This window comes from Niallia sp. Kr1 (assembly GCF_050389805.1).
GTDB lineage: Bacteria > Bacillota > Bacilli > Bacillales > Cytobacillaceae > Bacillus_BD.
The window spans coordinates 1,742,690-1,768,878 of the sequence record NZ_CP130945.1 but is presented as its reverse complement, the minus strand read 5'-3'; the positions used below and the strand labels follow the sequence as shown (position 1 = coordinate 1,768,878).

Annotated in this window: 25 protein-coding genes; 4 read left to right on the top strand and 21 right to left on the bottom strand. The window is 36.1% G+C overall.

Annotated elements, in window-relative coordinates; all coding sequences use genetic code 11:
- Positions 1 to 198: 198 nt before the first annotated feature.
- A complete protein-coding gene (locus Q5760_RS08805; protein WP_428911816.1) occupies positions 199 to 528 on the bottom strand; it encodes a hypothetical protein in 330 nt (109 codons plus the stop codon).
- 409 nt (positions 529 to 937) lie between these two features.
- Between Q5760_RS08805 and arr the strand changes: the two genes are divergently transcribed.
- Positions 938 to 1,354, top strand: a complete 417-nt coding sequence (arr, locus tag Q5760_RS08800) for an NAD(+)--rifampin ADP-ribosyltransferase (RefSeq protein WP_428911815.1) — start codon at positions 938 to 940, stop codon at positions 1,352 to 1,354.
- A gap of 323 nt (positions 1,355 to 1,677) precedes the next feature.
- On the opposite strand, the gene Q5760_RS08795 is transcribed toward arr, so the two are convergent.
- The 6 genes from Q5760_RS08795 to Q5760_RS08770 all read right to left on the bottom strand — a co-directional run bounded on the left by Q5760_RS08795 (position 1,678) and on the right by Q5760_RS08770 (position 7,194).
- On the bottom strand, positions 1,678 to 1,953 hold the full coding sequence (locus Q5760_RS08795; RefSeq protein WP_428911814.1) for a hypothetical protein: 276 nt from the start codon (positions 1,951 to 1,953) through the stop codon (positions 1,678 to 1,680).
- A gap of 212 nt (positions 1,954 to 2,165) precedes the next feature.
- The gene (locus Q5760_RS08790) at positions 2,166 to 2,552 is read right to left on the bottom strand and encodes a YkvA family protein (protein ID WP_428911813.1); all 387 of its coding nucleotides are present in this window, start codon (positions 2,550 to 2,552) and stop codon (positions 2,166 to 2,168) included.
- A 260-nt stretch (positions 2,553 to 2,812) separates the two neighbouring features.
- Positions 2,813 to 2,965, bottom strand: coding sequence for a hypothetical protein (locus Q5760_RS08785; protein WP_428911812.1), 153 nt, complete (start codon positions 2,963 to 2,965; stop codon positions 2,813 to 2,815).
- Between the two features lie 235 nt (positions 2,966 to 3,200).
- Positions 3,201 to 4,496: an MFS transporter gene (locus Q5760_RS08780; RefSeq protein WP_428911811.1), complete on the bottom strand. Its 1,296-nt coding sequence runs from the start codon at positions 4,494 to 4,496 to the stop codon at positions 3,201 to 3,203.
- Positions 4,497 to 4,824: 328 nt separating this feature from the next.
- A complete protein-coding gene (locus tag Q5760_RS08775) occupies positions 4,825 to 5,412 on the bottom strand; it encodes a nitroreductase family protein (RefSeq protein ID WP_428911810.1) in 588 nt (195 codons plus the stop codon).
- Positions 5,413 to 5,619: 207 nt separating this feature from the next.
- On the bottom strand, positions 5,620 to 7,194 hold the full coding sequence (locus Q5760_RS08770; RefSeq protein WP_428911809.1) for a hypothetical protein: 1,575 nt from the start codon (positions 7,192 to 7,194) through the stop codon (positions 5,620 to 5,622).
- Positions 7,195 to 7,474: 280 nt separating this feature from the next.
- On the opposite strand from Q5760_RS08770, the gene Q5760_RS08765 reads away from it, so the two are divergent.
- The gene (locus Q5760_RS08765) at positions 7,475 to 7,609 is read left to right on the top strand and encodes a BA3454 family stress response protein (protein ID WP_428911808.1); all 135 of its coding nucleotides are present in this window, start codon (positions 7,475 to 7,477) and stop codon (positions 7,607 to 7,609) included.
- 524 nt (positions 7,610 to 8,133) lie between these two features.
- Here the strand turns inward: Q5760_RS08765 and Q5760_RS08760 are convergent.
- The 12 genes from Q5760_RS08760 to Q5760_RS08705 form a co-directional block, all read right to left on the bottom strand.
- Complete coding sequence (locus Q5760_RS08760) at positions 8,134 to 8,916, bottom strand: DeoR/GlpR family DNA-binding transcription regulator (RefSeq protein ID WP_428911807.1); 783 nt, start codon at positions 8,914 to 8,916, stop codon at positions 8,134 to 8,136.
- Between the two features lie 241 nt (positions 8,917 to 9,157).
- Positions 9,158 to 9,820 (bottom strand): YesL family protein, encoded by a 663-nt coding sequence (locus Q5760_RS08755; protein ID WP_428911806.1) that lies wholly within the window; start codon positions 9,818 to 9,820, stop codon positions 9,158 to 9,160.
- Positions 9,821 to 9,857: 37 nt separating this feature from the next.
- Entirely contained in the window at positions 9,858 to 10,721 is an 864-nt protein-coding gene (gene hisJ, locus Q5760_RS08750) for a histidinol-phosphatase HisJ (protein WP_428911805.1), read from the bottom strand.
- Positions 10,722 to 10,846: 125 nt separating this feature from the next.
- A complete protein-coding gene (locus Q5760_RS08745) occupies positions 10,847 to 12,247 on the bottom strand; it encodes an MATE family efflux transporter (RefSeq protein ID WP_428911804.1) in 1,401 nt (466 codons plus the stop codon).
- A complete protein-coding gene (locus tag Q5760_RS08740; protein ID WP_428911803.1) occupies positions 12,207 to 13,088 on the bottom strand; it encodes a metallophosphoesterase family protein in 882 nt (293 codons plus the stop codon). Before Q5760_RS08740 ends, Q5760_RS08745 begins: the two co-directional genes overlap by 41 nt.
- Positions 13,089 to 13,104: 16 nt before the next feature.
- Entirely contained in the window at positions 13,105 to 14,004 is a 900-nt protein-coding gene (locus Q5760_RS08735) for a carbohydrate ABC transporter permease (protein ID WP_428911802.1), read from the bottom strand.
- Positions 14,005 to 14,371: 367 nt separating this feature from the next.
- A complete protein-coding gene (locus Q5760_RS08730) occupies positions 14,372 to 16,072 on the bottom strand; it encodes an extracellular solute-binding protein (protein WP_428911801.1) in 1,701 nt (566 codons plus the stop codon).
- 20 nt (positions 16,073 to 16,092) lie between these two features.
- On the bottom strand, positions 16,093 to 16,980 hold the full coding sequence (locus tag Q5760_RS08725; protein ID WP_428912534.1) for an ABC transporter permease: 888 nt from the start codon (positions 16,978 to 16,980) through the stop codon (positions 16,093 to 16,095).
- Positions 16,981 to 17,101: 121 nt separating this feature from the next.
- Positions 17,102 to 18,571 carry a CehA/McbA family metallohydrolase gene (locus Q5760_RS08720; RefSeq protein WP_428911800.1) on the bottom strand — a complete coding sequence of 490 codons (1,470 nt, stop codon included), beginning with the start codon at positions 18,569 to 18,571 and terminating at the stop codon, positions 17,102 to 17,104.
- Positions 18,568 to 19,704 carry an ABC transporter ATP-binding protein gene (locus Q5760_RS08715; RefSeq protein WP_428911799.1) on the bottom strand — a complete coding sequence of 379 codons (1,137 nt, stop codon included), beginning with the start codon at positions 19,702 to 19,704 and terminating at the stop codon, positions 18,568 to 18,570. Before Q5760_RS08715 ends, Q5760_RS08720 begins: the two co-directional genes overlap by 4 nt.
- Before the next feature lie 774 nt (positions 19,705 to 20,478).
- A complete protein-coding gene (locus Q5760_RS08710) occupies positions 20,479 to 21,936 on the bottom strand; it encodes an aminoacyl-histidine dipeptidase (RefSeq protein ID WP_428911798.1) in 1,458 nt (485 codons plus the stop codon).
- 33 nt (positions 21,937 to 21,969) lie between these two features.
- Positions 21,970 to 23,391 carry a YfcC family protein gene (locus tag Q5760_RS08705; RefSeq protein ID WP_428911797.1) on the bottom strand — a complete coding sequence of 474 codons (1,422 nt, stop codon included), beginning with the start codon at positions 23,389 to 23,391 and terminating at the stop codon, positions 21,970 to 21,972.
- A 469-nt stretch (positions 23,392 to 23,860) separates the two neighbouring features.
- Here Q5760_RS08705 and Q5760_RS08700 point away from each other — a divergent pair, with 469 nt between their 5' ends.
- Positions 23,861 to 24,550, top strand: coding sequence for a YjjG family noncanonical pyrimidine nucleotidase (locus tag Q5760_RS08700; protein ID WP_428911796.1), 690 nt, complete (start codon positions 23,861 to 23,863; stop codon positions 24,548 to 24,550).
- A gap of 127 nt (positions 24,551 to 24,677) precedes the next feature.
- Here the strand turns inward: Q5760_RS08700 and Q5760_RS08695 are convergent, their stop codons facing one another.
- Positions 24,678 to 24,845, bottom strand: coding sequence for a hypothetical protein (locus tag Q5760_RS08695; RefSeq protein ID WP_428911795.1), 168 nt, complete (start codon positions 24,843 to 24,845; stop codon positions 24,678 to 24,680).
- A 53-nt stretch (positions 24,846 to 24,898) separates the two neighbouring features.
- Positions 24,899 to 25,060, bottom strand: coding sequence for a hypothetical protein (locus tag Q5760_RS08690; protein ID WP_428911794.1), 162 nt, complete (start codon positions 25,058 to 25,060; stop codon positions 24,899 to 24,901).
- Between the two features lie 612 nt (positions 25,061 to 25,672).
- Here Q5760_RS08690 and Q5760_RS08685 point away from each other — a divergent pair.
- Positions 25,673 to 25,750 (top strand): YjcZ family sporulation protein, encoded by a 78-nt coding sequence (locus Q5760_RS08685; RefSeq protein ID WP_428912533.1) that lies wholly within the window; start codon positions 25,673 to 25,675, stop codon positions 25,748 to 25,750.
- Positions 25,751 to 26,189: the final 439 nt, after the last annotated feature.

Genomic DNA, 26,189 nt, shown 5'->3' with positions numbered 1-26,189 from the left:
TTGTATTGGTTATGCATGATTTTGAAGCAAGGTAGCTGCATAAAAAGGGATTTTATGAAATCTTTTATTCACTAAAGCCCCCTTTAAATTTATCATATACGCAAAAATTGAATGAGAAATTTGATAAATAGAAAGAACTTTGGTTTGCACCCGACGATAGTTGAATAAGAATAGTAAAATTTATCCCTTTAGGAAGCCTTATTTAATTGGCTCTACTTTATCATAATCCCTTTCACCAGTATCTTCATTTATTGCGTGAATAAACTCAATTCCATCTGATGATCTCATATAAGAATAAGTATAATTTCTTTCTTCGTAGAAAACGATTTCTATGCTTTTTACTCGAAGCCCTTTCATAACTTTCCTTTTAACATATTTAGGTGTGGAGTATTCTTTAGGCGTAAATCCTTTATTATTTAAATAATCTATAACTTCATTTTTAAAATCTTCTACTTTTTTATATTCCGAATAACAAAATATTCCGATAAATATCAATAAAAAACAAACAATCAAGATATATTTTTTCATCGTACACCTACTATTTTTAATATTACCCTAAAAAAATAGTTGCATAACTCAATAAGAATCGTTTTTCACCTCTACATTCAAAATAACATGTCCATATAATTCCTTACCTTCTAACTTCTATATACCTGCATTTGGTAACATCCTCATTGAAGGAATGTGTTGTCTGTCCCATTGTCGACCACATTATCGATACTTCCGAAAACTTGATATCCATTTATAAAGATCTTATATTAGATAAAAATTGTAATATTAGGTTACAACTTCTGTTTTTAAATATGTAAATGTCATTCGATCTCAATCTCTCTACTACCATTATACTACCATCTTCTCATTATTTATAGACTACTCTTTTCGTAATCGCTATACTATACTGTTATACACAAATATAAAATATATGAGGTGTATAAGGATGAATGACAAAAAAGATGTATTAGATCGTGGTCCTTTTTTTCATGGTACGAAAGCAGAATTAAAAATTGGAGATTTATTAGAACCCTATCACTTATCCAATTACCAGGATAAAAAATCGAACTATATCTATTTTACCGCTACATTAGAAGCTGCTAAATGGGGGGCTGAATTGGCAACATCTAATTCAAAAGAAAGAATCTATATGGTCGAGCCATTAGGTGATTTTGAAAATGATCCGAACGTAACGGACAAAAGATTTCCTGGAAACCCAACACGCTCTTATCGGTCTAAATCTCCTTTGAAAATCATAGCTGAATTAGGTTCATGGGAAAGACATTCCGATGAACAAATCAATCATATGCTTACCTCTTTAAAACAGTTACGTGAACAAGGAAAAGCTGTAATAGACGATTAATCCTTAAAAAAGATAATTTAAGAGAACAAAAAATCAATTTGCTTTCGGCTTTTGCACGCAATGGTGAGCAAAAGCCAGGTTTTGAACGTTGCAAACATCCGTCAAATTTTCTTAATTTAGACAATGAACATTAACTCCCTACCCCTCAATACTTGAGGGCTCCCTTTCTCATAAAAATGTTCGTTTGTTAAAGAAGCCTTAAAATGGCAATATTCCACCTTATATCGGTAGCAAAAGTATAATTTAATGATTCAGAGAAACGAGTTACCTCGTTAAATGTACTATAAATCAAAAAAATCTCCCAAATGTGGACTGGGAGATTTTTAGTAATGAATCTTATTATTGATCATAAGCGGACGGACTCTATATTCCTCCACTGTATTATATTGCTCTTGTAGCCATTCCACTACATTAGGAGAGTCTAGAGCAATTCTTAAAAGCTGATCGGTCATTTGCGACTTGCTCAAGTCACATGAAAGAGATAATTTAGACAGTTTCTGATCATATTCATCGTTAATCGAGATACTGAGCCGAATATTTCGGTTGTTTCCCAATCCTCTTTTTTCTACAGCTGCTGAACGCTTTTTTAATAGTTTCATCACATATCCTCCTTACAAATCTATTAATCATTAGGTAATCGTTTATGTTTACCATAAAATATGCTAGTCCTATTATATTCAGAACTCTTATTTAATAGATTTTCGAAATTGAAGGAAAAATGGTCAAGGGAGACTGATACCTTGTCTCACCCACACTATCGATACTTCCGATTACCTGATCACCATTCTTTTTATAAAAATCCAATGCAACATCAATTGTTAAAAAAGTGATAAATTTTCATAACAACCCAAACAATCATTACACCCCAGATCAAGACGATAAGTGAACCAACTATCCAATTTTTTGGCTTCACATTTTTCATCATTTCTTCTGCCATAACTTCACAATCAGTTAATACATCCTTTGGTATCATCTTCACTGCGAACATGATTCCTAATGGAAGGAGAATTACCTCATCTAAAAAGCCAATAAGAGGTATGAAGTCTGGTATTAGGTCAATTGGACTGAACGCATAAGCGACAACACAAGCAGTAAATACTTTTGCATACCAAGGTACTCTTTCATCTTTATAAGCATAGTAGAGAATAAATATCTGTCGTTTTAATTCTCTTGCCCAATCCTTAATTTTCTTAAACATCTTATTCCTTCTTTAAGTAAATTTTTATTTTTTTCATATTAACAAAGATTTTTGTGCTTTAACTATCTTGCCACATTCGAATCAGAAAGCAATAGCCATAGTAACCCTCCCACCAACACTTGCACCCTTTTGTTGTATTCATTAAAAGCGGTCTACTCCTATTCGTCATAAACCATATGTATTAAAAATTTCCCGAAACGAAAGGATTAGTACTAATCCTATAATTACAGTTGCAAAAAAACAAATCCAGCTTATTATTTTTACTTTTTATCCATGTCAGCTTTTTTCTCTAAATTATGAATGTAATTCATTACTAACGCGAAACTACCAAAAGAAATTACTCCTATATAACTGGAACCTAAAACAGATTTATCTATCGAAAATAAAACGACCACTAATAGCATAATTGCCATTGATATTATATTTATTATTGTTCCGATCGAAATTCCCCCTAACTTCCATTTTTAAAGATAACCACCTTAGTGAAACAATTCAATTTTAACATATAATATCCATTTAAAATTCCGTTTCGTAACGAACCAGACTGTTCGTACAACCATTTCAATAAAAAATGCGTTAATCCTCATAGATCAACGCATCCCTTTTATATTTCCCAATCAGATACAGTATTTTATAAAACATTCCCGCTTATTTTTCACCTCGACGAGATCCCATCACCACCGGAATGAGTAATAAGGATAGAATTCCTCCAGAAATGGACAATGCTAGATAACTTGAACCGGCAACAATCATTCCAGACAATACTCCGCCCGCAGCTCCTGACAATGCAATCAAAACATCCACGGTCCCTTGAGTTTGCGCCCGTGTGGAGGCTTCAGTTGAATCAACAATAAGCGCCGTTCCACTAATTAATCCAAAATTCCAACCTAATCCAAGTAAAGAAAGAGCAATGACGAGAAGAACCGTAGAATCTCCTGGTGCAAAGGCTGCTATTAATCCAGCAGAGAGTAACGTCATTCCAGAAACAATAGACATCGCCGTACGCCCCAGTTTATCAACAAGGACACCTGTAAACAATGAAGGGAGATACATCGCACCTATATGAAAACCAATTACAAGACCTACCGCACCCAAGTCATGTCCATAATCTCTCATATGAACGGGTGTCATAGTCATAATGGCTACCATGACCATTTGAGTAAGAACCATAATGGTTGCCCCAACGATGATGCCTCTTTTGTTTCCAATAGGTACAGTAGTTGCCATATCTTCTAGATTACTAAGTTTTTCGTTGCTTTCTTCTAACATTCTAGCAATAACGAGTGGATCTGGTCGAAGCATGATAAAAAGGACAAGACCTGCTAAGATATAAGCTGCCGCTGCCAAAATGAAAGGACCTGCAAGTGCTGGAACACCAATCGAAAGAGCAAAATCTCCCATCACATTCACTAAATTCGGACCTGCGACGGCACCAAATGTGGTAAAAACCATCGTTGTACTAATAGCAGTTGCTCGCTGTTTACGATTCGCTAAATCTGTACCTGCATAACGAGCTTGCAAATTTGTTGCGGTTCCAGCACCATAAACAAGTAAAGAACCAAATAATAATAAAACACTATTGATGATGGCTGCAAGGATCACTCCTATTGCTCCAACTCCACCTAGCATAAAACCGGCTGTAAGACCTGTTCGACGACCAAACTTTTGAGAAAGTCTCCCAACGAATAAAGCGGCTCCTGCTGACCCTAACGTAAATAAAGCTGTAGGAATTCCAGCAAACGCATCCGTACCGAGCATTTGCTGTGCAAGAAGTGCTCCCACCGTAACACCTGCTGCTAACCCTGCCCCACCAAATATTTGTGAAACACTTACTACAAATAACGTACGTTTGTATAATGCCCTTTGCTTTTCCAAAGCACCTATATAGCTTTGTTCCACTGCTGGTTTGGCGCTTAACTCATTACCATTATCACTCTCTGTCATAAATAGCCCTACCTTTTTAAAAATCCGATTTCCATTTCATTTTATCTTCTACAAAATTTGCATGCTCTTAACCGCCTAAAAAACACAGAACCTTAAATAAGGCTAGTTTATTTAGCAGTCATCTAAGAATCTTTTCTTCTAAAGCAATTAAACTGGATGGTTCAACTTATCCGATAATTTTTTCATAAAAAAGGCCGGGACTTGGAGACAGGCACTTTCCCTCTACAAAAAAGCTACCTCAATAACTTATAAAAACGAATTTGAGTTTTCAAAAATCATCTGTTGAGTCAACGGACCTGTCCCTCTGACTCATCTCTCCTCTCTCGATTTAATATATAGGTGTATCTCCTTCAATCCACTTCGTCTTTTCTTTAAAGGAAATTCTTTTTCCCTCCGGTTGAGGCATTTCTGGATATCCGATATAAATAAACCCTAACACCTCATCCCTTTCTCCTAATCCGAATAATTGTTTCATTTTTGGATGGTAGGTAGGCTTTCCTGTGCGCCAAATCGCGCCGAGTCCAAGAGCATGAGCAGCTAACAGCATATTTTGTATCGCAGCACTTACGGCACCCACCTCTTCGATTTCGATGGCTTTTGGATTGTCAGAAGGAGTGACCGCTACCGTAATAATAACAGGTGCCCGGAAAGGCTTTTCCTCCGCCTTTTTTAACTTCTCTTGATTTTCCTTTGTTTCAGGATCTTCCATATTCTCCTTTGCAATTTGGGCTAATGTTCTACCTAAAGGGCGTCTCCCTTCCCCAGTTAAGACAAAGAATTTCCAAGGTTCCGTACGAAAATGATTCGGAGCCCAAATAGCCGCTTCCAATATTTTTTCAATTTTTTCTTTCTCGATTGGATCCTGTTTCACCTTACCAATTGATCTCCTTTTGACTATTGCTTCAAATATATCCATTTTACATCCACCTTTCTCTTCATCCATTCAGTCAACATATCTATTCAAGCTTTAATATAAAAATAACGGGGCTTTTTATTCTTTCTCTTCCACCATCGTATCTATAACAAAATCCCAAGTCTCCATTAACGTCACTCTCCGAATGATTCAGTCTTATAAATGAGCGAACGATGCCAAGCACTGTTTAATTGATCCCTTACTCATGAATCAAATGGCTGGTTGTGTTGGCATAACTACATCGGAAAATCCATAATTTTCATGTTCGAATTGCTTCATTTGATCGATATATATATCATGCTCTTCCTTTAAGTTTCTTAAAGCGGTTTCCCGCATTTGTTTTTCCTCTTTTTCGGTGTTTAGATCCCTTTTTAACTGGTTTACATCCCTTTCCATAAGAAGAATCCGCTCCCGTTCAGCCTTGAATATTGAACAATTTGACAGAAGGATATCATTGACCATTTTCTCCAATATTGGTTCTAGCTTTTTTTCTTCCTCTAGGATCTCTAGTGGATTTACGAGATTTGTCCATTTACTGCTAATTTTCTTCAAAATATTTGGTGATGCTGGATGTTGTTCCTTAGCATCCTTTAGCTCTTTAATTTTAGCAACCACTTCTTGATATTCTATTCTGTGTTTCTCAAAAGAAGATGAGATGTCTAACCCATCAAAATTTATTGCCATTAAGGCCGATTGAAGTTTCTGCTTCTCTTCCTTTATTCTGCCTGTTTTCTCACCCATTTGCCTATCATAGTCCTTTATTCTGGTGTCATTTCGCAGAATGCTGTCCCTTAACTCTTTTTGTTCCCTTTCGATTCTCTCTAATTCCACATGGAAACTTCGGTATTGATTATATCGTCTTGCCCATTCTTGAATGAATGGCTCAAATTCAGCATCCTCTTCCTTATTCATATTAGGAAGAGACACTTGTAACAAAATAATCGGAAGTAACTTTTTCTTTAATGATTTATTTTGATAGTTTATCAGGATTGCACCACCGCCTACTAGAAGTGGAAACAAAAAAAATGGATTTGTCAGGATAGCGACCGACGATGTTACACCCGTGTAGAAACCAAATGGTAACGTGAAACCAAATAAACTAGAAAATCTAGTAACGAAAGAGGTTGCAGTTGAATAAAAGGCAGATCCACTTACCTCAGCAATAATCGCGAATACCATACTTGTCCCATTCATCATAATGGCCTTGCCTATCATGATGTCGTTTAATTCCGGTATGTCGAGCTCTTCTTGAATCACCCTTTTCTGTTCTTCTGGCAAACTCTGAATATATTCATTCACTTGAGAGGCAAATCTCATTTGATCCTCTAAGGAAAAGTCTTGAAAGCTCCCGTCTAACTCACGAAAAACATGACTCATTTGAAACCGAATCATTTGTTGAAGCTTGCTTGATTGGGGCATGTCCTCTATAAAGATGCGAAACTGCTTATCTTGTTTTTGAAACTGTTCATATACCTCATTCACGACCGTTTCACATTGATCCTCAATATCTTGTTTTAGTGTATACTTTCTGCCACTAAGTTTTAATAATTCCGTTAATTTTAAAAATAGATCGACCTGCAACTCATGATCGTCTTTGTTTTCTATCTTCTTTACCTCGTCTTCCAAATGCTTCGTAAAATAGTCTTGACCTTCTTTTGAAAATAACCCCTTTGTCTTTGATGATAAAAGGTGACCTACATTTGTTTTGCACAATAAGGCATATACCATTCGAAGATCCGTTCCCTTTAACGAAACGATCCCATTGGCAAGAATTCGACCATCCAAATCATCCACTCCCCATTTTCAGTTTATTACCACTATTATAATAACATGAAACAGGGGGACGGTTCTCGTGTTGCAATTTGGGTCAGTGGTAAGTCATGGGGCAGGCTTCTTGATCATTTTTAAGTTGTCCATGAATCAAGCGACCTCTACCTCTCTACCTCTCCTTTACAAAAGGATATAAAACTTATTAAACCTTTACAAAAAATCCATCAGTACTCAAAAAATGAATTTTATCATTTAATCAATAAGCCACCAACTACGAAAAAGGAGAGGAAACAACATGTATCAATATACCATCTATGTCACGTTACAGGATAAAATGTATCAAACCAATGTCATTACAAACAAGAGTCAACCAGATGAAGAAGTGTACCAAATGGCGAAAGAGCAAGTAATGAAACAATGGGCAAATTAAAAAAACATGCGGAATGATCGTCTGTTCTCTCAATCTAACGCTGGATAACTTTCCTCTTTGTCCAATTTAGCATGACGATTTTCACTCTATGCTTTCCCCTTTTGAAAATAAAAAGAGCATGACTGAAATTCGGTCATGCATCAATTCGTTGATCGCCCCATAATCTTATAACCAAAAAAGTCAGGGATTTTAGTTGAATAAGAAGATCATTTATGATGAATCACGAAGAAACTGGAAATATATTTATTTTTAATAAACCCGCCCCTCTTAAACACTCCTTACAAACCTACTTTTTTTATTACTGCTTCCCCATTTTTCTAATTTTCGGGTTAAAATTGTAAAATGATGTTTTCACTATTACCGAATTAAAATGGAATCGACATGTCCCTGTAACGCGCCGTTTATCCTTAACGTTCAACTAAACCAAAAAAAGGAAAGCATTCTGTTCAGGTACAAAACGCTTTCCTATTAGATCGATTAATTTAGATTGGGTCCCTAACACCATGCTCTGTCCAAACTCTCATCTAAATGGAATGAACCTCAGCATGTGCAGTAATCCATTCATATCCATTTTCATACCAATCTACAGGTTTCTCAGTATCACAAATGACTTTTGTTATGTTGGATATCGGACAAATCTCAAATAAAGATTTCTTATTCAATTTCCATGAATCTGTCAATAAAATCGATTCCTGACTGTACTGGATCATAGCTTCGGATACAAGAGATTCGTCCATATCAAAATCATAAATAGCCTCTTTTGTTACCCCACCACAGGAAATAAAGGCAAGATTAAAATTGAATCTCCGCAAAAATTCTACTGTATAGGTCCCTTTTACAGAAGCTTGATAGGGATTAGTCACACCCGGCAGCATGATCACTTGACCTGTCATTCTTTTCTCTTCAATGGCCAAATTAAATCGGCTGGCCGCGCTTAACGAGTTTGTGACAACCGTTAACCCTTGGACATATTCAATCATATCCGCTATATGAACAGTCGTCGATCCGACATCAACAGCAATCGTATCGCCATCCTGAATAAGCTCGGCTGCTCGCTTCGCAATTTTCCTTTTCTCTTCTATATGCAGTGACATTTTTTTATCATAAACCATTTCTTTATGGGTTGGTACAAATGGGACCGCCCCACCATGTATACGTGATAACTGTTCGTTCATCTCAAGTTCAGCTAAATCTCGACGAATCGTTTCAGGAGTAACATCCAGTAGTTTTGCTAAATCAATAACAAGAACCTTTTGGTCCGTTTCCAATTTTTCTAAAATATAGGCATGCCGTTCATCCTTGTTCATTTCAATTACCTCCAAGGTTTTATTCTGGCAATCTAGTCATTACGTATTCATACAATTGATTATAATTAAAGTATACCAAAAAGGTTGGAATTTCTATAGACAAATATCCTCTGAACTTAAACTTTGTTTTCTATAATCCTTCCTTGAAAATGAGAAGGCAATTTAATTTGTACGATAAAATCAAAGGCAGACATTCTCCAACTACTCTCTCAATATTCTGTACCTAGATCTAGTTTCATCTTTAATAATACAAACTTTCTTCTCTCGATTTTTTAAACATCTTAAAAAACCCTCGAACGGAAAGACTTTTGCCTTGAAAGATGGGGAAAACCAGTTTCATCATAACAAAGGCTGGAAAACTCATTCCGATAAATAAGATAAAGCCAGGTAATTGACTGAAAATAAATTGAATCACAAAGAATAGAGCAGCAAGTAAAATCATCGAAAATAGATTCGTTATCGGAAAAAGAATCGTATTTTTAATATATTGGAAAAGTGATAGTTGATAATGTGAGTAAATCGGAAACAATATAAATAATGACAATAAAGAGAAAGCCAACAAGATTAAAACGATATATCCTAATGCAAGCATACCGAGATTTGCGATTGAACTTACAAATTGATAATCTGCCCAAAGAATGATCGCTACTAGCAAAAAGAAATAGCCTAATAGATTACTTTTCCAAAAATCTTTTTTATAGTACCGGAAAAATTCAGAAACAATCTTCACACGATCATTCCCAATAAACCATTTACGCATCACTGAGAACAACGCACTTGTGGCTGGAAAAATACCAAGAATTCCAAGTCCTAAAACACTGAAACCCATCCATAGAAAATTTAGAAATACTAAACGAATGACCCATTCTCCAAAATGATTAAACTTCTCATTAAAAGCTTGCATCTCTTTCCCTCTTCCTCTTTATAATCATTTCATTTCTTTACCCTCTGCTTGTCCCGGTCAACGATTTTCTGCTACACTTCCCAACAAATGAATCGTAACCCCGACCTACATCTTTCAAGCTATGCGAATCTGAACCATAGACGAATGTCACGCCTTTTTCTATTACCTTGTCCATCACATGACTCGACGGATAGGTTTCACCACAGTATTTTTTAAAAAGACCCGCAGTATTAAAATCGAGCTCATATCCTTTTTCTTTCACTATATCCAAAATGTTATCTATTAAAATCAATGATGTATGACTTAAATTCGTTGCTTCCTTTTCAAAATAGGTTTGGAATTTTTGACATAAAGTTAAATGCCCCATTCGTTTGGGTTTATAGGAACCTAGGTCACTTTCGACCATTTGTAAATAAACGGAAAAATAATTTTCTTGGGCTTTTTGAAAACTGCCGTAATGCTGAACAAGACCAGCATCAAATTCTTCCGGGCTAAAATCATTTGATCTAAATCCACCAACACCGTTTTGGAAATGCAACGAGAGGATACTATCATCGATCAGTTTTCCATATTCATTCAAAAAGTCGATTGTCCAGTTTTCAAAGCCTGGTAAATAATCGATTTCAAAACCGACATTAATTTTTATATCGCTTTTATATTTCTGTTTTAAACGCTGCATTTTTTGTAGATAGGTCTCTACATCATTTACATTCATTCCACCTGTGACAATTGCCTCACTCGGACCTTTTGCTTCGTCCATAAAACGTTTTGGCAGTGGATTATGTTCTGTGATACTATATTCGTCAAACCCTAATGCAATCGCCCTTTGTATAAATTGTTCTACATCTTCACCTGATCCATGCGGGCAGAACTCTGTATGTGTATGACCATCTTTCTTCAAATATCTCACCTTTCTCTTGCTGATTATAAAAAAATATAAATGTTACAAACTTATCCTTTTCCTATCACATAAAAATGACTCGTTCACAATCTTCACCCTATCGAATTAACGTTTGACAGACCATCTTATGTTCCCTCTTGTTCAAATATTTGAATGTGCTGCCAAGATTCATTTTTCCAGCGCTTATACATCAACATGGCTCGAGTCCATTCATCTAAAATAAATACGATCCATACCCCGATTAGTCCATAGCCAAAATATACGCCGACCAAAAAACTCATGGGAACCGTAAAGATAAATGTAAATAAGATTGAAATCATAGTCGGGTATTTAACATCCCCTGCAGTATTCAGTGCACCAATTAAAATTTCATTCACCATTCGTCCTGGCTCTAAGAAAATACTCAACCATAATAATGTCAAAACCATTTGTTTGATAGGAGGATGATCCGTGAACAATTGAATAATGAACGAACCTGAACAAGCTAAGATAAGTGATGTCGCTACTCCTACTACTAATGAACGGACCATGATTTTTTTTGTATATTCTTTTGCATGTTGTTTTAAATCCAATCCGATATAACGTCCAACAATAACTTGATTCGCCATTGAAATAGAGGCAGCTAACGTAAAGATAATGGTTGTAATATTTTGCGAGTAAATTTTAGAGGTAATCATCGCCGCACCAAATGTTGCAATAATCCCTGTAATGATCATTTGTGATGTTGTATAGGAAACATTTTCCATTGCGGATGGGAAACCTAGTTTAAAAATAGAGCGAACCGTATGTTTTTCTAATTTTAACGAATGAAAAGCATCCCGATGCTGCGGCAGTAATTTAATAAAATAAAGGATCATTAGGGCAGCACCCACAAAACGAGCAATTAAAGTCGAATTGGCAACTCCGCTAATCCCAGTGCCAAGAAAGTCCCATGGAGATAAAATGACAATATAATTGCCGATAATATTTAAGATGTTCGTCAAGATCGAAATCATCATCACAATTTTTACAATTGCAAAGCTGCGAAACACCGTACTCATACTTGTTGTAATCGACTGAAAAATAAGGCTGATTCCGACAACAACAAGATACGTATTGGCACCATTTAATAATTCGGTCGGCGTTTGAATCATCGTTAGAAATGTTCGACCAAAGATGAAAAACACAAGTGCTAAAAGGATCGAAATCATCACGTTTAAGTAAATCGAATGTTTAATGACAGATTTCAAGTATTGTTGTTTTGGTGAACTAACCAATTGCATAAGCTGAACAGAACTGCCGAGTGCAACAATACCAAGAATCATCAGCCCAACCATAACCAGTTGATTGGACATCCCAACTGCCGCTACTGCATCATCGCTATATTGGCTGAGCATCAGCACATCAATATTTCCGAGAATCATATTAAATAGTTGTTCGATAAAGATTGGTAAAAATAAAACGCTAAAACGGGGAATATTCAGCTGTTCAGATGCAAGTACCTGTTTAGAATTCACGTTCAGCAACGGTTTTCGTCTCCATGCCATTCGCTGTTAATCGAATCAATCGTGCACCTCTTTCATTGTCCCCATAACATTGATACCCGCTGACTTGACCGTATACCAATTTAATTCCATGATGTTCACCGACAAAATTATTATCATGATCATGTCCGCAAAATACAGCTGCCACTTGCCCATTCATATAAGCTGAGGCAAACAAACCTGTATTAATATATGGAGCTGAAATCATATCATTTGTTTCCTTACATTCACCTGATAAAATATTTTCCGCAGCTTGCCAGTATTCAGGAAGAGGAATATGCATAAACATTAAATCGGACTTCACTCCGCGCTCATGCTTGTACTGTTTTGAAACTTCTCGGAACCAATTGACTTGTTCTGGAAGAACCCAATCATAAATGCCGACCGGAAGTGGAGCCGCTGCACCAGAATCGATCACATACAACACATTTTGAATGCTTTCGTCTTTTTCATCGTAAATCTCAACGGTATAGCTTTCCCGATCCTCTACAATAAAGGAATTTTTCTTTTCAACAAAATGGTCTAAAATGCCTTCCATTTTCCGCATATCCGCACGAACAAATTCATCCTCAGAATCATGATTTCCATACGTAATGGCTACTGGAACACGGTGTTTGTTGATGCGCTCTAGTAATTCAATAAAAACTTTATCTGCATTCGGAACCCCTTCACTCCAAATTAGGTCGCCTGTAATCATGACTAAATCGGCATCTAATTTTTCAAAAGCTTTATCAATCAGGTCAAATGTTTGATAGTCATGTTCGTGATGTGGGATTGATCCGATATGCAAGTCTGTTAATTGTACGATGTTAAATGTGCCGTCTTCACGATATTTTAGTTTCATTGTATTCACCTCGAAATTATTCTTTAATCGAACCTACTGTAATTCCTTTAACAAAATATTTTTGAATAAATGGATAAATCACAACCATTGGGATCATAACAACAATAATGGTCGCCATTTGTAGAGACTCACTTGTAACCGTGATTTTATCGAGCTGTGCGTAGGCCATCGTGCCGGAATTTCTCAATAAGATATCTGAAAGTGCCGCTTGCCTTGTCAACATTTCTTGTAAAAGGGTTGCTAGCGGTTTTAAACTTGCATCCCGTACGTAGAATGAACCGGAAAACCAATCATTCCAATGTCCGACCGCTGTAAATAGAGAAATCGTTGCAAGCACTGGTTTACTCATCGGAATCACAATGCTTCTAAAAATCTTAAATTCACTGCACCCATCAATTCTTGCTGCTTCAATAACGGAGAATGGCAATTGATTGAAAGAAGTTCGTAATAAGAGAATATTAGTTACACTATATAAACTCGGGATAATGTACACCCAAATGGTATTCGTTAAATTTAATTCGGTTAAAACGAGATAATAAGGTACAGTCCCACCACTAAAGAGCATTGTAAAGAAAACAAAGAATGTAATTTGTTTTCTTCCTGGTAGTGTTTTAATGGTCATTGCATAAGCAGCCATTGACATTAACGCGACACCTACAACCGTACCAACAACTGTTCTAAAAATCGAAATAAATAAGCCGTTGACTAAATTATCTTGTTTAAACACTTCCATATAATTTTCCAATGACCATTCCCTTGGCCAAAAACCAATGCCGCCTTTTTGCGCGTCAACTCCGCTGTTAAATGACATGGCTAATACATGTAAAAATGGTAGAATAATGGCTAAACAAAACAATACAATCAACGCGATATTCAGTATCCTTAATGATGTTGAACCAGTTTGTGATTTACTCATTCGTTTAGTCTCCTTATCAAGTGACTTTTTTCTAAAGTTGTTTACTAAAAAACACCTCCCCTGCTCCATATAGGGATTAGGAGAGGAGCATTGAAAACCTACATTCGTCTTCGTTGACAGCTCTTTTCCAATCTATCAGTCAAATTAATATTGGGGGAATTTAACTTTTTTCTAAGGAGAGCTGTTCACTTCAGACAGTACTGGTTGATTACAATCAAATTCGCCTGTCGAATTTCCTTTTAAAAAATCCGAGACATCCGCCGGAGGCTTTAACTTCATTCAGCCGGGGGTTGACCCCCACTGAATTGATAAAAGCTTGCATCCCATCTCGCCACTTATAGAAGTGGGAGACTTTGCTGAAAAAAAGTTAAAACTTAATGGTTACACCTTCAGCTTCTTTTTGTTCTACTAATTTTAAGAAGTCTTGTAATCCATTCTTTTCGAGATTTTGTAGAGATTCAGCTAAAATACTTTGTGCTTCTTCAACTGATTTTGCATAGTAAGCACGAAGAAGATCTTCATTATAACGATTTAATGCTGTTGCAAGACCGCCATCGTCACCTTCAAATTCATATAGGAACGATTGGACGGTCATTCCATCTATCATTCTTGCATTTTCAAGTCTTTCATCATAGTTATATAAATCTAGTATTTCTTTTGCTGCAGACGTGTCTTCACTCGCTACACTGTCTCCATAGCTAACTTCACCAAAATCACCCAAGTTGTCCATATCTGTATAAGCTAAATGTTCACCCCAATAAGCACCCACACCACGGAAGCCACGTTTTTTCGCTTCTTCTGGATTTGATTCAATTAAATCTAATACTTCTTGTGTAGGAACCGGGTTACCATTTTCGTCTAATTCATAGTCTCTTCCTTCAAGACCGTAGAAATAGAGTCTTTTACCTTCTTCACTTGCTAACCAATCAGCAAATTGCATCACATGTTCTGGCATTTCTGTTGTTGAAGGAATCGCCCAACCTGCATAACCCGATTTATACGGAATTACCATATCGTTTGTACCATCAACACGTTCAATTGGACCTAATGGAATATATGTCATATCATTATTTTCTGGCATATAGTTGTGCATATCAGAAACAATGCCGAATGAACCATTCACGATGCCTTCTTTCGCACGCGTTTCTTCCATTGTGTAATATTCTGGTGTCATTAAGCCCTCGCTCATTAATTTTTGAACAAATTTCACACGTTCCATCCCATAATCTGTTTGTGCTTCATGTACGATTTTTCCATTTTCATCTTTCATAAATTTCTCGCCGCTTACACCTGTCCATACAAGATCGTTGTATAACCAATCACGGTCAGAACCGCCCCATGCTGTTGGACCCATTACTGTAATTTCTTTTCCATTGTCATCCTTGAATTGACCAGCTTTAATCTCTTTTGCTAATTCATAGATTTCTTCAGATGTTGTTACTTCAAGAGGATCAATTCCTAAAGCGTCCACAATCTCTTTTTTAATGTACAAACCACCAACAGATGGACGACCTACATCCCCTGCATTACGGTTAATGGCCATATGCACGAGGTAACTTGCTCCATCCCATTCTTCACGGAACATAATGTTATCGCGTGTATCTTGTGGTAAATAGTCTTCTTCTAAATATTTAGAGTAAATTTTTGTTTCTTTCATTAAAGGAGTTAAATCATGGAACATTCCTTCATTGGCTGCTTTTAATAACAGGTTCATTTCTGGACGACCACTATTATTTAAATAGAAGGCAACAAAGTCTGGTAAATCACCGGCTGCTAAACCAGCTGCTAAAGCTTCTGTTGAATCATCATTTGTGACGGTTTGTAATTCTAATGTGATCCCTGTTCTTTCTTTAATATAAGCGAGAACGTCTTCGTTCATATCGACCCCTGCATCATTGGCAGATTGGAATACTAAGCCTGTAATGGTACGATCTGCAATCCATGTATCTGGTGCGCCCTCAGGTTTTTCCGTATTAATGGTCGCTTTATCATTTGAACAAGCGACCGCAACAAATGCGGTTAAAATCACTAGAAATGTGGCCAAAATCTTTTTCAAAGATGTTTTCATTTTGTATTCTTCTCCTTTTTTTACCATAATGAAGTTCCGAATTTTTTACTTGTAATTTTATTCACGATAATGGTGAAAATTAAACCAATAACCCCTTGCATTAAGCCAATTGCTGTTGCATAACCGAATTGTCCGCCTTGTAAACCGGTGTTGACAATATACGTATCAATGGTTTCAGAAACATCGGCGTTTCCTGGATTTTGCATTAAGAAAATTTGATCAAATCCAGAAGATAAAATACTGCCTAATGACAAGATGAAAAGGATAATGATCGTTGCTGATATTCCTGGTAATGTAACGTGCCAGATTTGACGTAATTTCCCTGCACCATCAATAGCTGCTGCTTCATATAAGGTTGGAACTATCGCTACAATCGCGGCAAAGTATATGATAGAATCCCATCCAATACTTTTCCAAAGATAACTGATGAATACGAGTGGATAGAATAATCCTTCTTCCATCATGTAAAAAGTACTGCCGTCAGCTCCGAATGATGCGACTGCTTGGTTTATCATTCCTGTTCCCGGTGCTAGCATTCTGTTCATTAACCCAACCACAACGACCCATGAAATAAAGTAAGGCAGATACGTGATACTTTGGAAAGCACCTCGTAGCTTATTGCTTTTCACTTCATTTAGCATTAACGCTAGTAGAATAGGAAACGGTAAATATACGAATAGTTTTAAGAAACTAACAATCAACGTATTTTTTACGTATAACCAGCTTCTTGAATCAGAAAAAAACTGCTCAAAATACTTGAGTCCAACCCAGTCTCCTCCAAAAACTCCTGTATTAAAGCCGTACTCTTTGAAGGCTAAGATTAAACCACCCATTGGCCAATACGAGAAAATGAAGAAGAAAACGAGACACGGAAACAGCATCATATAAAATACGTTATGTTTTTTCATTTTTGTCCAAATATTTTCTTTGACTGGGTTATAATGCAACTCCAGTTCATCTTTTGTTTTTAGTACGCCATTATGAACTACTACATTTTCCAAAATTCTGTCGTCCCTCCTCTACCTCTCTCTAATAAATATAGATTGGATTTGTAAAAGCTACTCTTTCTAGTTGCTCATTTAACACCTCAATTCGGAGCAGTGAATATCCATTGTTCCGGAGCAAGACTTCCTTCTGCCATTGACGTTCACCCGTAAAGACTTCTTCAAAAACGAGGCCATCCTGCGAATAAATCCGGAGAAGATCACCACCTTTAAGTTGGTCTAAGGTAATCGAAAGTTTCAATTCACCTGTCGTATCCTCCACTCGATCTCCTAAAATATGAATCTCGTTTACCTTGAAATCAATTTGCGGACGGATCGAAATATAGGTTCTACCTAGTTTAAGAGAGTTTAAAATCTCATCTTCTGTTTCGTTTTGAGATATGAGTAAATACGTATAGGCAATCTCTTCACCTGGATATAGTCTGTGCCAGTCCCTTCCGCTTGATGCAGCGATTTCATAGCCTTGTTTTAAAACCCTTGTCCATTGATGAAAAGCATCTTCATTCGATAAAGATTTTTGAGGATTTGTACCATTCCAAACCTCAATCGCATCAACAAATTTGAGATTTTCTAAAACATATTCCCACCGGCATCCTGTACAAAATGGATTTCCGCCATCAAAAGGATGAGCAATCGTTATATATACATCATCTTGTTGGAGCTTTTCTAGATAGTGAGATAATGTTTTCTTAGAAAGCTTTGTCCAATCAAAGATGATTTTGTCTCTTTCACCATGCACTAAAAAGTGTCCAAAAAACGTGGTGTACTCAATACCATTTAAAATCTGAACTTGACGCTGAAAGTTTTTATTTTGCTCTGCCTCTAGTAAAGCTGAAATCGTATTATGATCTGTAATCGCCAAATAATCGATTTCTTCCTTTTCCGCTTGACTAATTAATTCCTCTGTTGTTTGCGGAGCATCACTGTGAACTGTATGACTATGAAGTTCCGTCCGTTTGACTGACATAGGTTCAACTGCTGTTTTGCGCTCGCGGTCTTTTACGATTTGCTGTATTCCAAGTTCTTTAAATGGAATCGTTTCTTCCACTTTATTAAAATCAAACTCTGTCATCGCGAAAACATGTAAGCTACCGGTTACTTCTTCTGAAAAAACACCATGACAGCTAATGATAAACTCCCAATAGCCTTCATGAATCGGCCCTGCGATAAATCCTTCTGTTGCACGTTCATCGGAAATAATTAGTGTTTGATCTTCATTGAAGTTATGATGTGCACCGCGAAAGCTTTCCGGGTCATTGATTGAAACTGTTAGTAAATTTCTTACGGTTGTGTCTTCTCCAATCACTGACTCTGGTAACCCTTCTCGGACAACCGCTTTTCGAATCGTTTCTTTTTCAGTTTCTAAAATAGGTCCATATTGAAAGTGAACGACAATTTCTGATACATTCTCAGGCACATACACTCTGTAAACAAGATGCGCTTGGTGAGCGGATTGATTGATTTTAAAAGCTTGTTTAAAAAGTTCTACCCTCATGCAGTCAGAGTTTCCTTTTCTTCCCTTTTTTGAACTTCATCCATTGTTGGAACACGAAGTTCTGTTTCTTTATCAAAGAAATGAATGTGATCGAAGTTTATACCTAACTGAATTTTTTGTCCCGCATCAAATTGATCCATACTATTTATCTTCGAAATCACGGTCTCACTGTTTAACTTAATGTAAACTAATGTTTCCGCACCCATTAATTCAGAAAGTTCAACTTCTGCTAAAATCGAAACATCTTTCTGCTCACCTTCATCTAATTGAAGGTCTTCTGGTCGAATTCCGATTAACATCTCTTTATTTACATATCTTTGATCAGCTAATCTTTGTTTCACACTTTGTGGTAAAGGAAAATTTAAATCTCCAATGACCAACCTATTTTCTGTTACAGATACATGGACAAAGTTCATTGCCGGAGATCCGATAAATTTACCAACAAACACATTCGCAGGTTTTAAGTAGATTTCTTTCGGTGTCCCAATTTGTTGAATCAACCCGTCTTTCATCACAACAATTCGTGTTGCCATCGACATCGCTTCTGTTTGGTCATGCGTTACATAAATCGTTGTCGCTTTTAAATTTCTATGAAGTTTCGTGATTTCAGCACGTGTTTGGAACCGAAGCTTTGCGTCTAAGTTTGATAATGGCTCGTCCATCAAGAATACTTTTGCTTCTCGGACAATCGCCCGACCTAATGCAACCCGTTGTCTTTGACCGCCAGATAATTCCGCTGGCTTTCGATCTAATAGTTTTTCAATATCAAGAATTTTTGCTGCATTTTTGACGCGGCGCTCGATTTCATCTTTCGGAGTTTTCCGCATTTTCAAACCAAAAGCCATGTTGTCATATACATTCATATGAGGATATAACGCATAGTTTTGGAATACCATGGCAATGTCACGATCTTTTGGGTGAAGATTATTTTGTTGCTTACCATCTATAGTTATTTCTCCGGAAGATATGTCTTCAAGACCTGCAATCATTCGCAATGTCGTTGATTTCCCGCATCCAGATGGTCCAACTAACACAATGAATTCTTCATTTTCAATTGTTAAATCAAAATCTGTAACAGCATGTACACCATCAACATAATCCTTATATAAATGCTTTAACTCAATTCTTGCCACTCACTTCTCCTCCATTTTCAAATCAGAAGTTCTTTGTATTTGTTTTTACATTCTTAATGTTTGTTTTGTTTTAAAATTAGTAATCTTTTATTAGTAAACCCTAAACAAACATTATTCAAACGTATTATCTGTCTGTTTTGTTTTTGTTTCGTTTTTGTTTACTTTTCCAATATACTTTCCAAATGTTAATCAAACACATTTGATTCGTAAACATTATGTAAATTCATATTATTTCGTTTTAGTTCCTAGTAACATGTCATTTCACACTCAAACGATCTCCGATCTACACGTCACAAGACCTTATGACACTTACTTTTTTAATTGTAAATAAACAAACATTTATTTTAAAAACCAAACAAAATACAACTACTTTACTTTAAAAACAAAAAGAAAACCCAAACTTTTGTAAAAAGTATGGGTCATTTTTCATATATGAGAATTACAATTCCTTAACAAACTTAATATTTTTTTCATAATCATTACACTTTTCACTGAACAGGTTATATAGATGCTATTACTCTTTTTGAATTAATAACTACGATTGTTAATAAGGATAATCATAATCCAAACGTTGGCAAAATAAAGGAGTTTATGTACCGTATATTCAGAAAACTATTAATTACAAAATTCCTTTCCAAGAATCGCTCAGAAACAATTGCAAAAGTAATAAAAAAAACAACCCTGCTGTTTGCAAACACAAACAGACAGGGTTGTTAAATCGTACATTGGGGGCATCAAGGCTTCTTCACACTACCACCCACATCGACATACCATCTATTTCATTTCTTTTAGTACCGCCAGGAAATATTCCCAATTATTTAGCATAGACGGGATGCTAACATGCTCATTTGGAGTATGTACATCAAACGTATCGGGACCAATCGAAATTGCATCTAAACCGGGAATTTTTTCGATAAAAATCCCGCACTCGATCCCTGCATGCACGGCAATCACTTCAATCTCTTTTCCTTCTCTTTCAAAATAGACCTTTTCAAATAATTGACGTAATGCTGAATCAGGATTGTATGGCCATTCTGGGTAATCAGAGGTAACCGTAAACTTGCAATCTAAGCTCTCAGCCACCAATCGAGATTGTTCTGTAATCGCATATTTGCGGCTTTTCACTGAACTTCTGACGTCACTTTCGATAATAATGGAGGTTTTTGTTGTATCCACTACACCTACATTTACCGAACTCTCTACGAGCCCTTTCAATTCCATACTCATATTTTGAATTCCATTTGGCAATAGCATGAGGGCTGTGATGACCTTACGTGTTGTTTCTTCTGAGAAACAAGTCGACAAGGAGCCTTCTTCTCTCTTCAGCTCAACGAACACATCTGGGTCTGAAATGGCAAACTCGTTTTTTAGCGTATTGGTCCATATTTGTATTTTTTCTTGTAATGAATCGACTTCCCCTTCTGGAAAAGCGATGGTCACAAATACTTCGCGAGGAATGGCATTGGATGCCATTCCTCCACGGATTTGTTGGATGACAAATGAAAAATCAGTGGACAGGTCATACAGCAGGCGTCCGATTATTTTAAGAGCATTACCTCTTTCCTGATCAATTTCAATTCCAGAGTGTCCCCCGATTAACCCTTTCACCGATAGAGTAAAACTTTCGTATCCCGCACGCTCAGTTTCTTCGATAATCGGAATCTCTAAAATGGTCTGTAATCCCCCTGCACTACTGACCAACAGTTTATCGTCTTCCTCTGAATCAATATTGATCAACATTTTTCCTTCAAAATGGCTAGGATCAACGGATAAAGCACCCTTCATCGTTGTTTCTTCCTCTGTCGTAATGACAACTTCCAGTGCTGGATGTGGGATATCCGTAGAATCCAATAACGCTAATGCATACGCGACCGCAATGCCATTATCCGCTCCTAGTGTCGTATCTGTCGCATATAACATATCGTCTTGGATCCGTAACTTTAATGGATCTTTATTAAAATCATGAATGGTCCCCTCATTTTTCTCACAGACCATATCCATATGTCCCTGGATAATCACAGTTGGACCCTGTTCATATCCTTGGGTAGCAGGTTTTTTGATAATGACATTTAATGTCTCATCTTGAATAACTTCTAAATTACGTTCATGAGCAAAGCGGACTAAATAATCACTAATTTCTTTTTCGTTTCCTGAACATCTCGGGATTTGGGATATTTCGGAAAAGAAATGAAATACGGGGATCTCATTTAGTTTCTGTAAACTATCGTACATCGTGTTCTCCCTTTCTACTTATAAGCAATTTTATTAAAATACCCATACGAATTGATGGATAATGAGAAGGTAAATGAAACCAACCACATAAAGGATGAGTAATAATGGAATAAGGAATCTTGCCCACTTAATCCAGGATAATCCAGCAATGGCTAAAGCGGCCATCAAATGTCCATTGGTAGGTGTAAGTGCATTGGAAACACCATCACCAATTTGAAAGGCTAGAACGGCCGTTTGTCTGTGTACTTCAAGTAAATCCGCTAATGGCGCCATGAGCGGCATCGTTAAGGCGGCTTGTCCACTTCCTGAACTCACAATATAGTTGATCACACTCTGCACACCATAGATTCCACCTACTGCAAATGTTGACGGTAGCCCATCAATTAAACTAGATAACGAGTAGACGATTGTATCAATCGCATCCGAATTTTCTAGGATGACGACTGCACTATGCGCTAAACCAACAGCCAATGCTGCGACAACCATATCATTACATCCCTTTGTAAAGGATTCGGCGATCTCATTATAATTCATTTTTGCAATAATCCCTACAATCACACCCATAACTAAAAATAGAGAAGCGATTTCCTTCATATACCATCCGTACTTGATGATTCCAAAAGGAATGATGAAAATGGTAAGAAGAAAGAGCAGTAAAATAACCACTTTGCTTTTCGTTAATTGCTGACTAAATGTTACGTTTTCATTATCTGAAATAAACGGTTTATTTCCGTAGTCAAGACTTCTCTCGGGATTTGCGAGGATCATTTTAGAATATCGCATAAGATAAATATTTGTCACAATAATCAAGATGGCTAGTAAAACAATTCGTACGGACATTCCAGAGAACAAGGGTAATTCTGAAATCCCTTGTGCCACCCCAACATTAAATGGATTGGTAACGGCTCCCGCATAGCCAATGGATGTGCCAATCAGGGAGGTTGCTACTGCAATGATTCGGTCAAATCCTAGTTTAAGAAGGAAAGGTAAAAGAATAATTAAGTATGGGATACTCTCTTCAGCCATTCCAAACGTTGCTCCACAGATCGCAAAAAAAGTCGTAAGTATTGGGATTAAATAAACCTCATTACCTTTTAGCTTTGTCATTAATCTGTTAAACAATCCTTCAATCGCACCCGTACTTGATAAAATGCCAAATGATCCACCAACAATAAACAATAAAAAGATGATATCGGCACTTTGAACCATTCCATCAAATACGGAGGTGAAGATATCTAGGAAACCTGCCGGACTTGCTTCGGTTTCATGATAGGTTCCATTGATCACAACCGTTCTTCCATCTTCATTCGTTTCTCGATCATATTGACCAGATGGAATGAAATACGTCGCAATGGCGAGGAGAACAATAATACCAAATAGGATTATAAAAGTATGTGGTATTTTTGATATTTTCATATTTTTTTGTTCCTGATTCTCTACTTTTTCTGCTAACATGATTACATTCTCTCCTATAAAAATAGTAAATATATTTCTTCTTTTTCATCTAATAGATCTGTTGAATCTTCTCCAGAGGTATGAAAACTTAACAAATCATATCAAAACACAATGCGCTTTATTCTGATAAAGCGGTAAAACAATACAGTCATTGTATCCTATTAAATTTATCTAGACAAGATGTTATTGTAGAAAAACTTTCCAAAGCTGATGTGTTTTCTTTAGATGGGAGATCATTTATAAAAATGAATTTGCTTTTCACCATGCTTTATTTAAATCATTTATTGAATAATCTTGCTCGTTATCTTAAATAAATCTTTTCACATGCTTATTTGATTAATCTGGTTGCCCTATTTTATTATTGTTGACCTTTACGAAAAAGAACGGTTAATATGATGTATAAAAATAGATTTATAGGAAGTAGAGTATTTTTACGGATGTTTAACAGAATTAGAAAGTATGGGATAAAATGAAGAATTACGATATTATATTTTTCGATATAGATGACACGCTTTTTGATTTTACTAAAGCGGAGCAAGAAGCTTTTAATAAAGTCTTTAATCAATACAATTTATTAAATAACTTAAAGCTATACGAGAAGAGTTACCAAGAAATTAGTAACATGTTGTGGAGAGAATTAGAAAATGGAAAAATGAGCCTTGTTGAACTAGGTTCTGAAAGGTTTAGGAGATTATTTATAGCACACGGACTTGACATTGACGGAGATGTATTCAATCAGGATTATTTAACATTACTTAAAGAACTAACGCACCTTGTTCAAGGTGCTGAAAAAGTCATTCGTGCTCTTTCACATAAACGCTTGGGCATTATTACGAACGGGTTTACAGATGTTCAAACATCAAGAATTAACAATTCCCCGTTAAAAGGTCTATTTGAACATATCATTATTTCAGAATCCACTCGTTTCCAAAAACCACAAACCGAAATTTTTGATTTTGCTTTTAGCAAGCTGCGGATCACAGAAAAATCCAACGTATTAATGGTGGGAGATTCCTTAACTTCTGATATTCAAGGCGGAATGAACTATGGAATTGATACCTGTTGGTTCAATCCGAGATACAAGGAAAATCATACATCGTCGATAAAACCTACATACGAAATAAATAAACTAGAAAGCTTACTAGAGATAATAAAATAGTGCATACAGGGACGGTTCTGACATTTCATTTTTGGGTGCTAACAGTAAGTATTTGGGTTTGGATTTTGTGCCATCCCCTATTCACAAAATGAAACACTAGAACCGTCCCCCTTGTTTTCCCCTTGTTTTATAAAGTTTGGGAGATCTTGATTTCTTTGGCTTTCTTTAGCTCCCTTAATATTCCTTTGATAAACTCTTCTTGATCCTCACTGATACTAAAATCCATAAGACGAAACTCAAAATGAGCAATACGTCTATCCAACTCCTCTAAAGAAAGGTTAACGGTATTTTTCATAAAACCTACAACTCCTCTTTTTATCTTATTTATCAACAAACATAAAACATAGATTAACAAAATTGGGCAGTTTCTTCATAGATTTCAAGCACAGAAAGTGACACTAATTCCACTTGTTCTACATCCCGCTTCTTAATTTCACAATTTCCATTGTCATATAGCCATCTAATCGTATATTTTTCTCCATTAAATATCACGGGTGTACCAATCTTCATCAATATTCACCTCTTATATGTACATGTTTTATTTACACATATGTTAAAACAATTTTTAGATTTAAAGATGTAACATTTATCACAAAAAAATATAATAATCAGATTTATATGTAAATTCATTCTTTTTACACAGGACATGCTAACTATGAAGATATAAAGAAAACTTTTACAGGTAGCCTTATATGCCCATTGAAAAGATTGGAAGATTCGGGACCACTGAAAAAGTCTATACTCAAAATAAATGCAAGCACTCAAGTTTTCCCTTCTCCTTTTTCTTTAACTACATACAGTAATGGTTTAACAGTAATCTTATTTAAATCATTAAGGCTATTAACCTTACTACCCTTCTGTATAATTACTTATACTAATTATACATTAGCCGTATTCTCCATCATTCCTATAATATTCGTCTACAAAAAGCGTATGTTTGTTGCATACGCTTTTACTCATAGTACATAAATCCAGTAGATAAATATGGAACTTTCTAATATCTCGCACGATTGTCCATTACAAAAAATTAGGATTTGCATATTGTTATAGTAGGATATCCTCTGGTATCCGTTTTATAAACAGGAGGTGTTAATTATGTCAGATCATGGACATGGAATGGGAATGGGGTTTGCTTTGATTGTAGTATTATTCATTCTCCTTATCATTGTAGGAGTTTCTTTTGTTGGAGGCGGTTATTAATTAATATTGCTTGATAATTACAACATTCTTTCTAAAAGGAAGTGATAAAATAAATGAATCCAATGATGAGATACCGAGGCGAACCGGTTGAAGTAAGAATGCGTAACGGTAGAGTATATCGGGGAGTAATTAGTGGAGATCCACCTCGAGGAGGTTTCTTCTTGATATCAGGCTTCAGAAGAAGATTTGTACCCTTTGTAGCAGTCATTTTCGTCTTTTCATTTCGATTAAGAAGACGTATTTTTTAAATTACCCTCAAAACCCTTCTTTAAGTTTTTCAAGACCTAAATCGTAAAAAGTCAAAAAAATAGAAGTTGATGTATATTAGTTTATCTAATATGTATCAACCTCTTTCTTTTTGTTCAACAAACGCACCCGTTCGTATAAAAAAGATAACCTATAAACCTTCTTTAACTAACACTTGATTAAATTGTTCTTG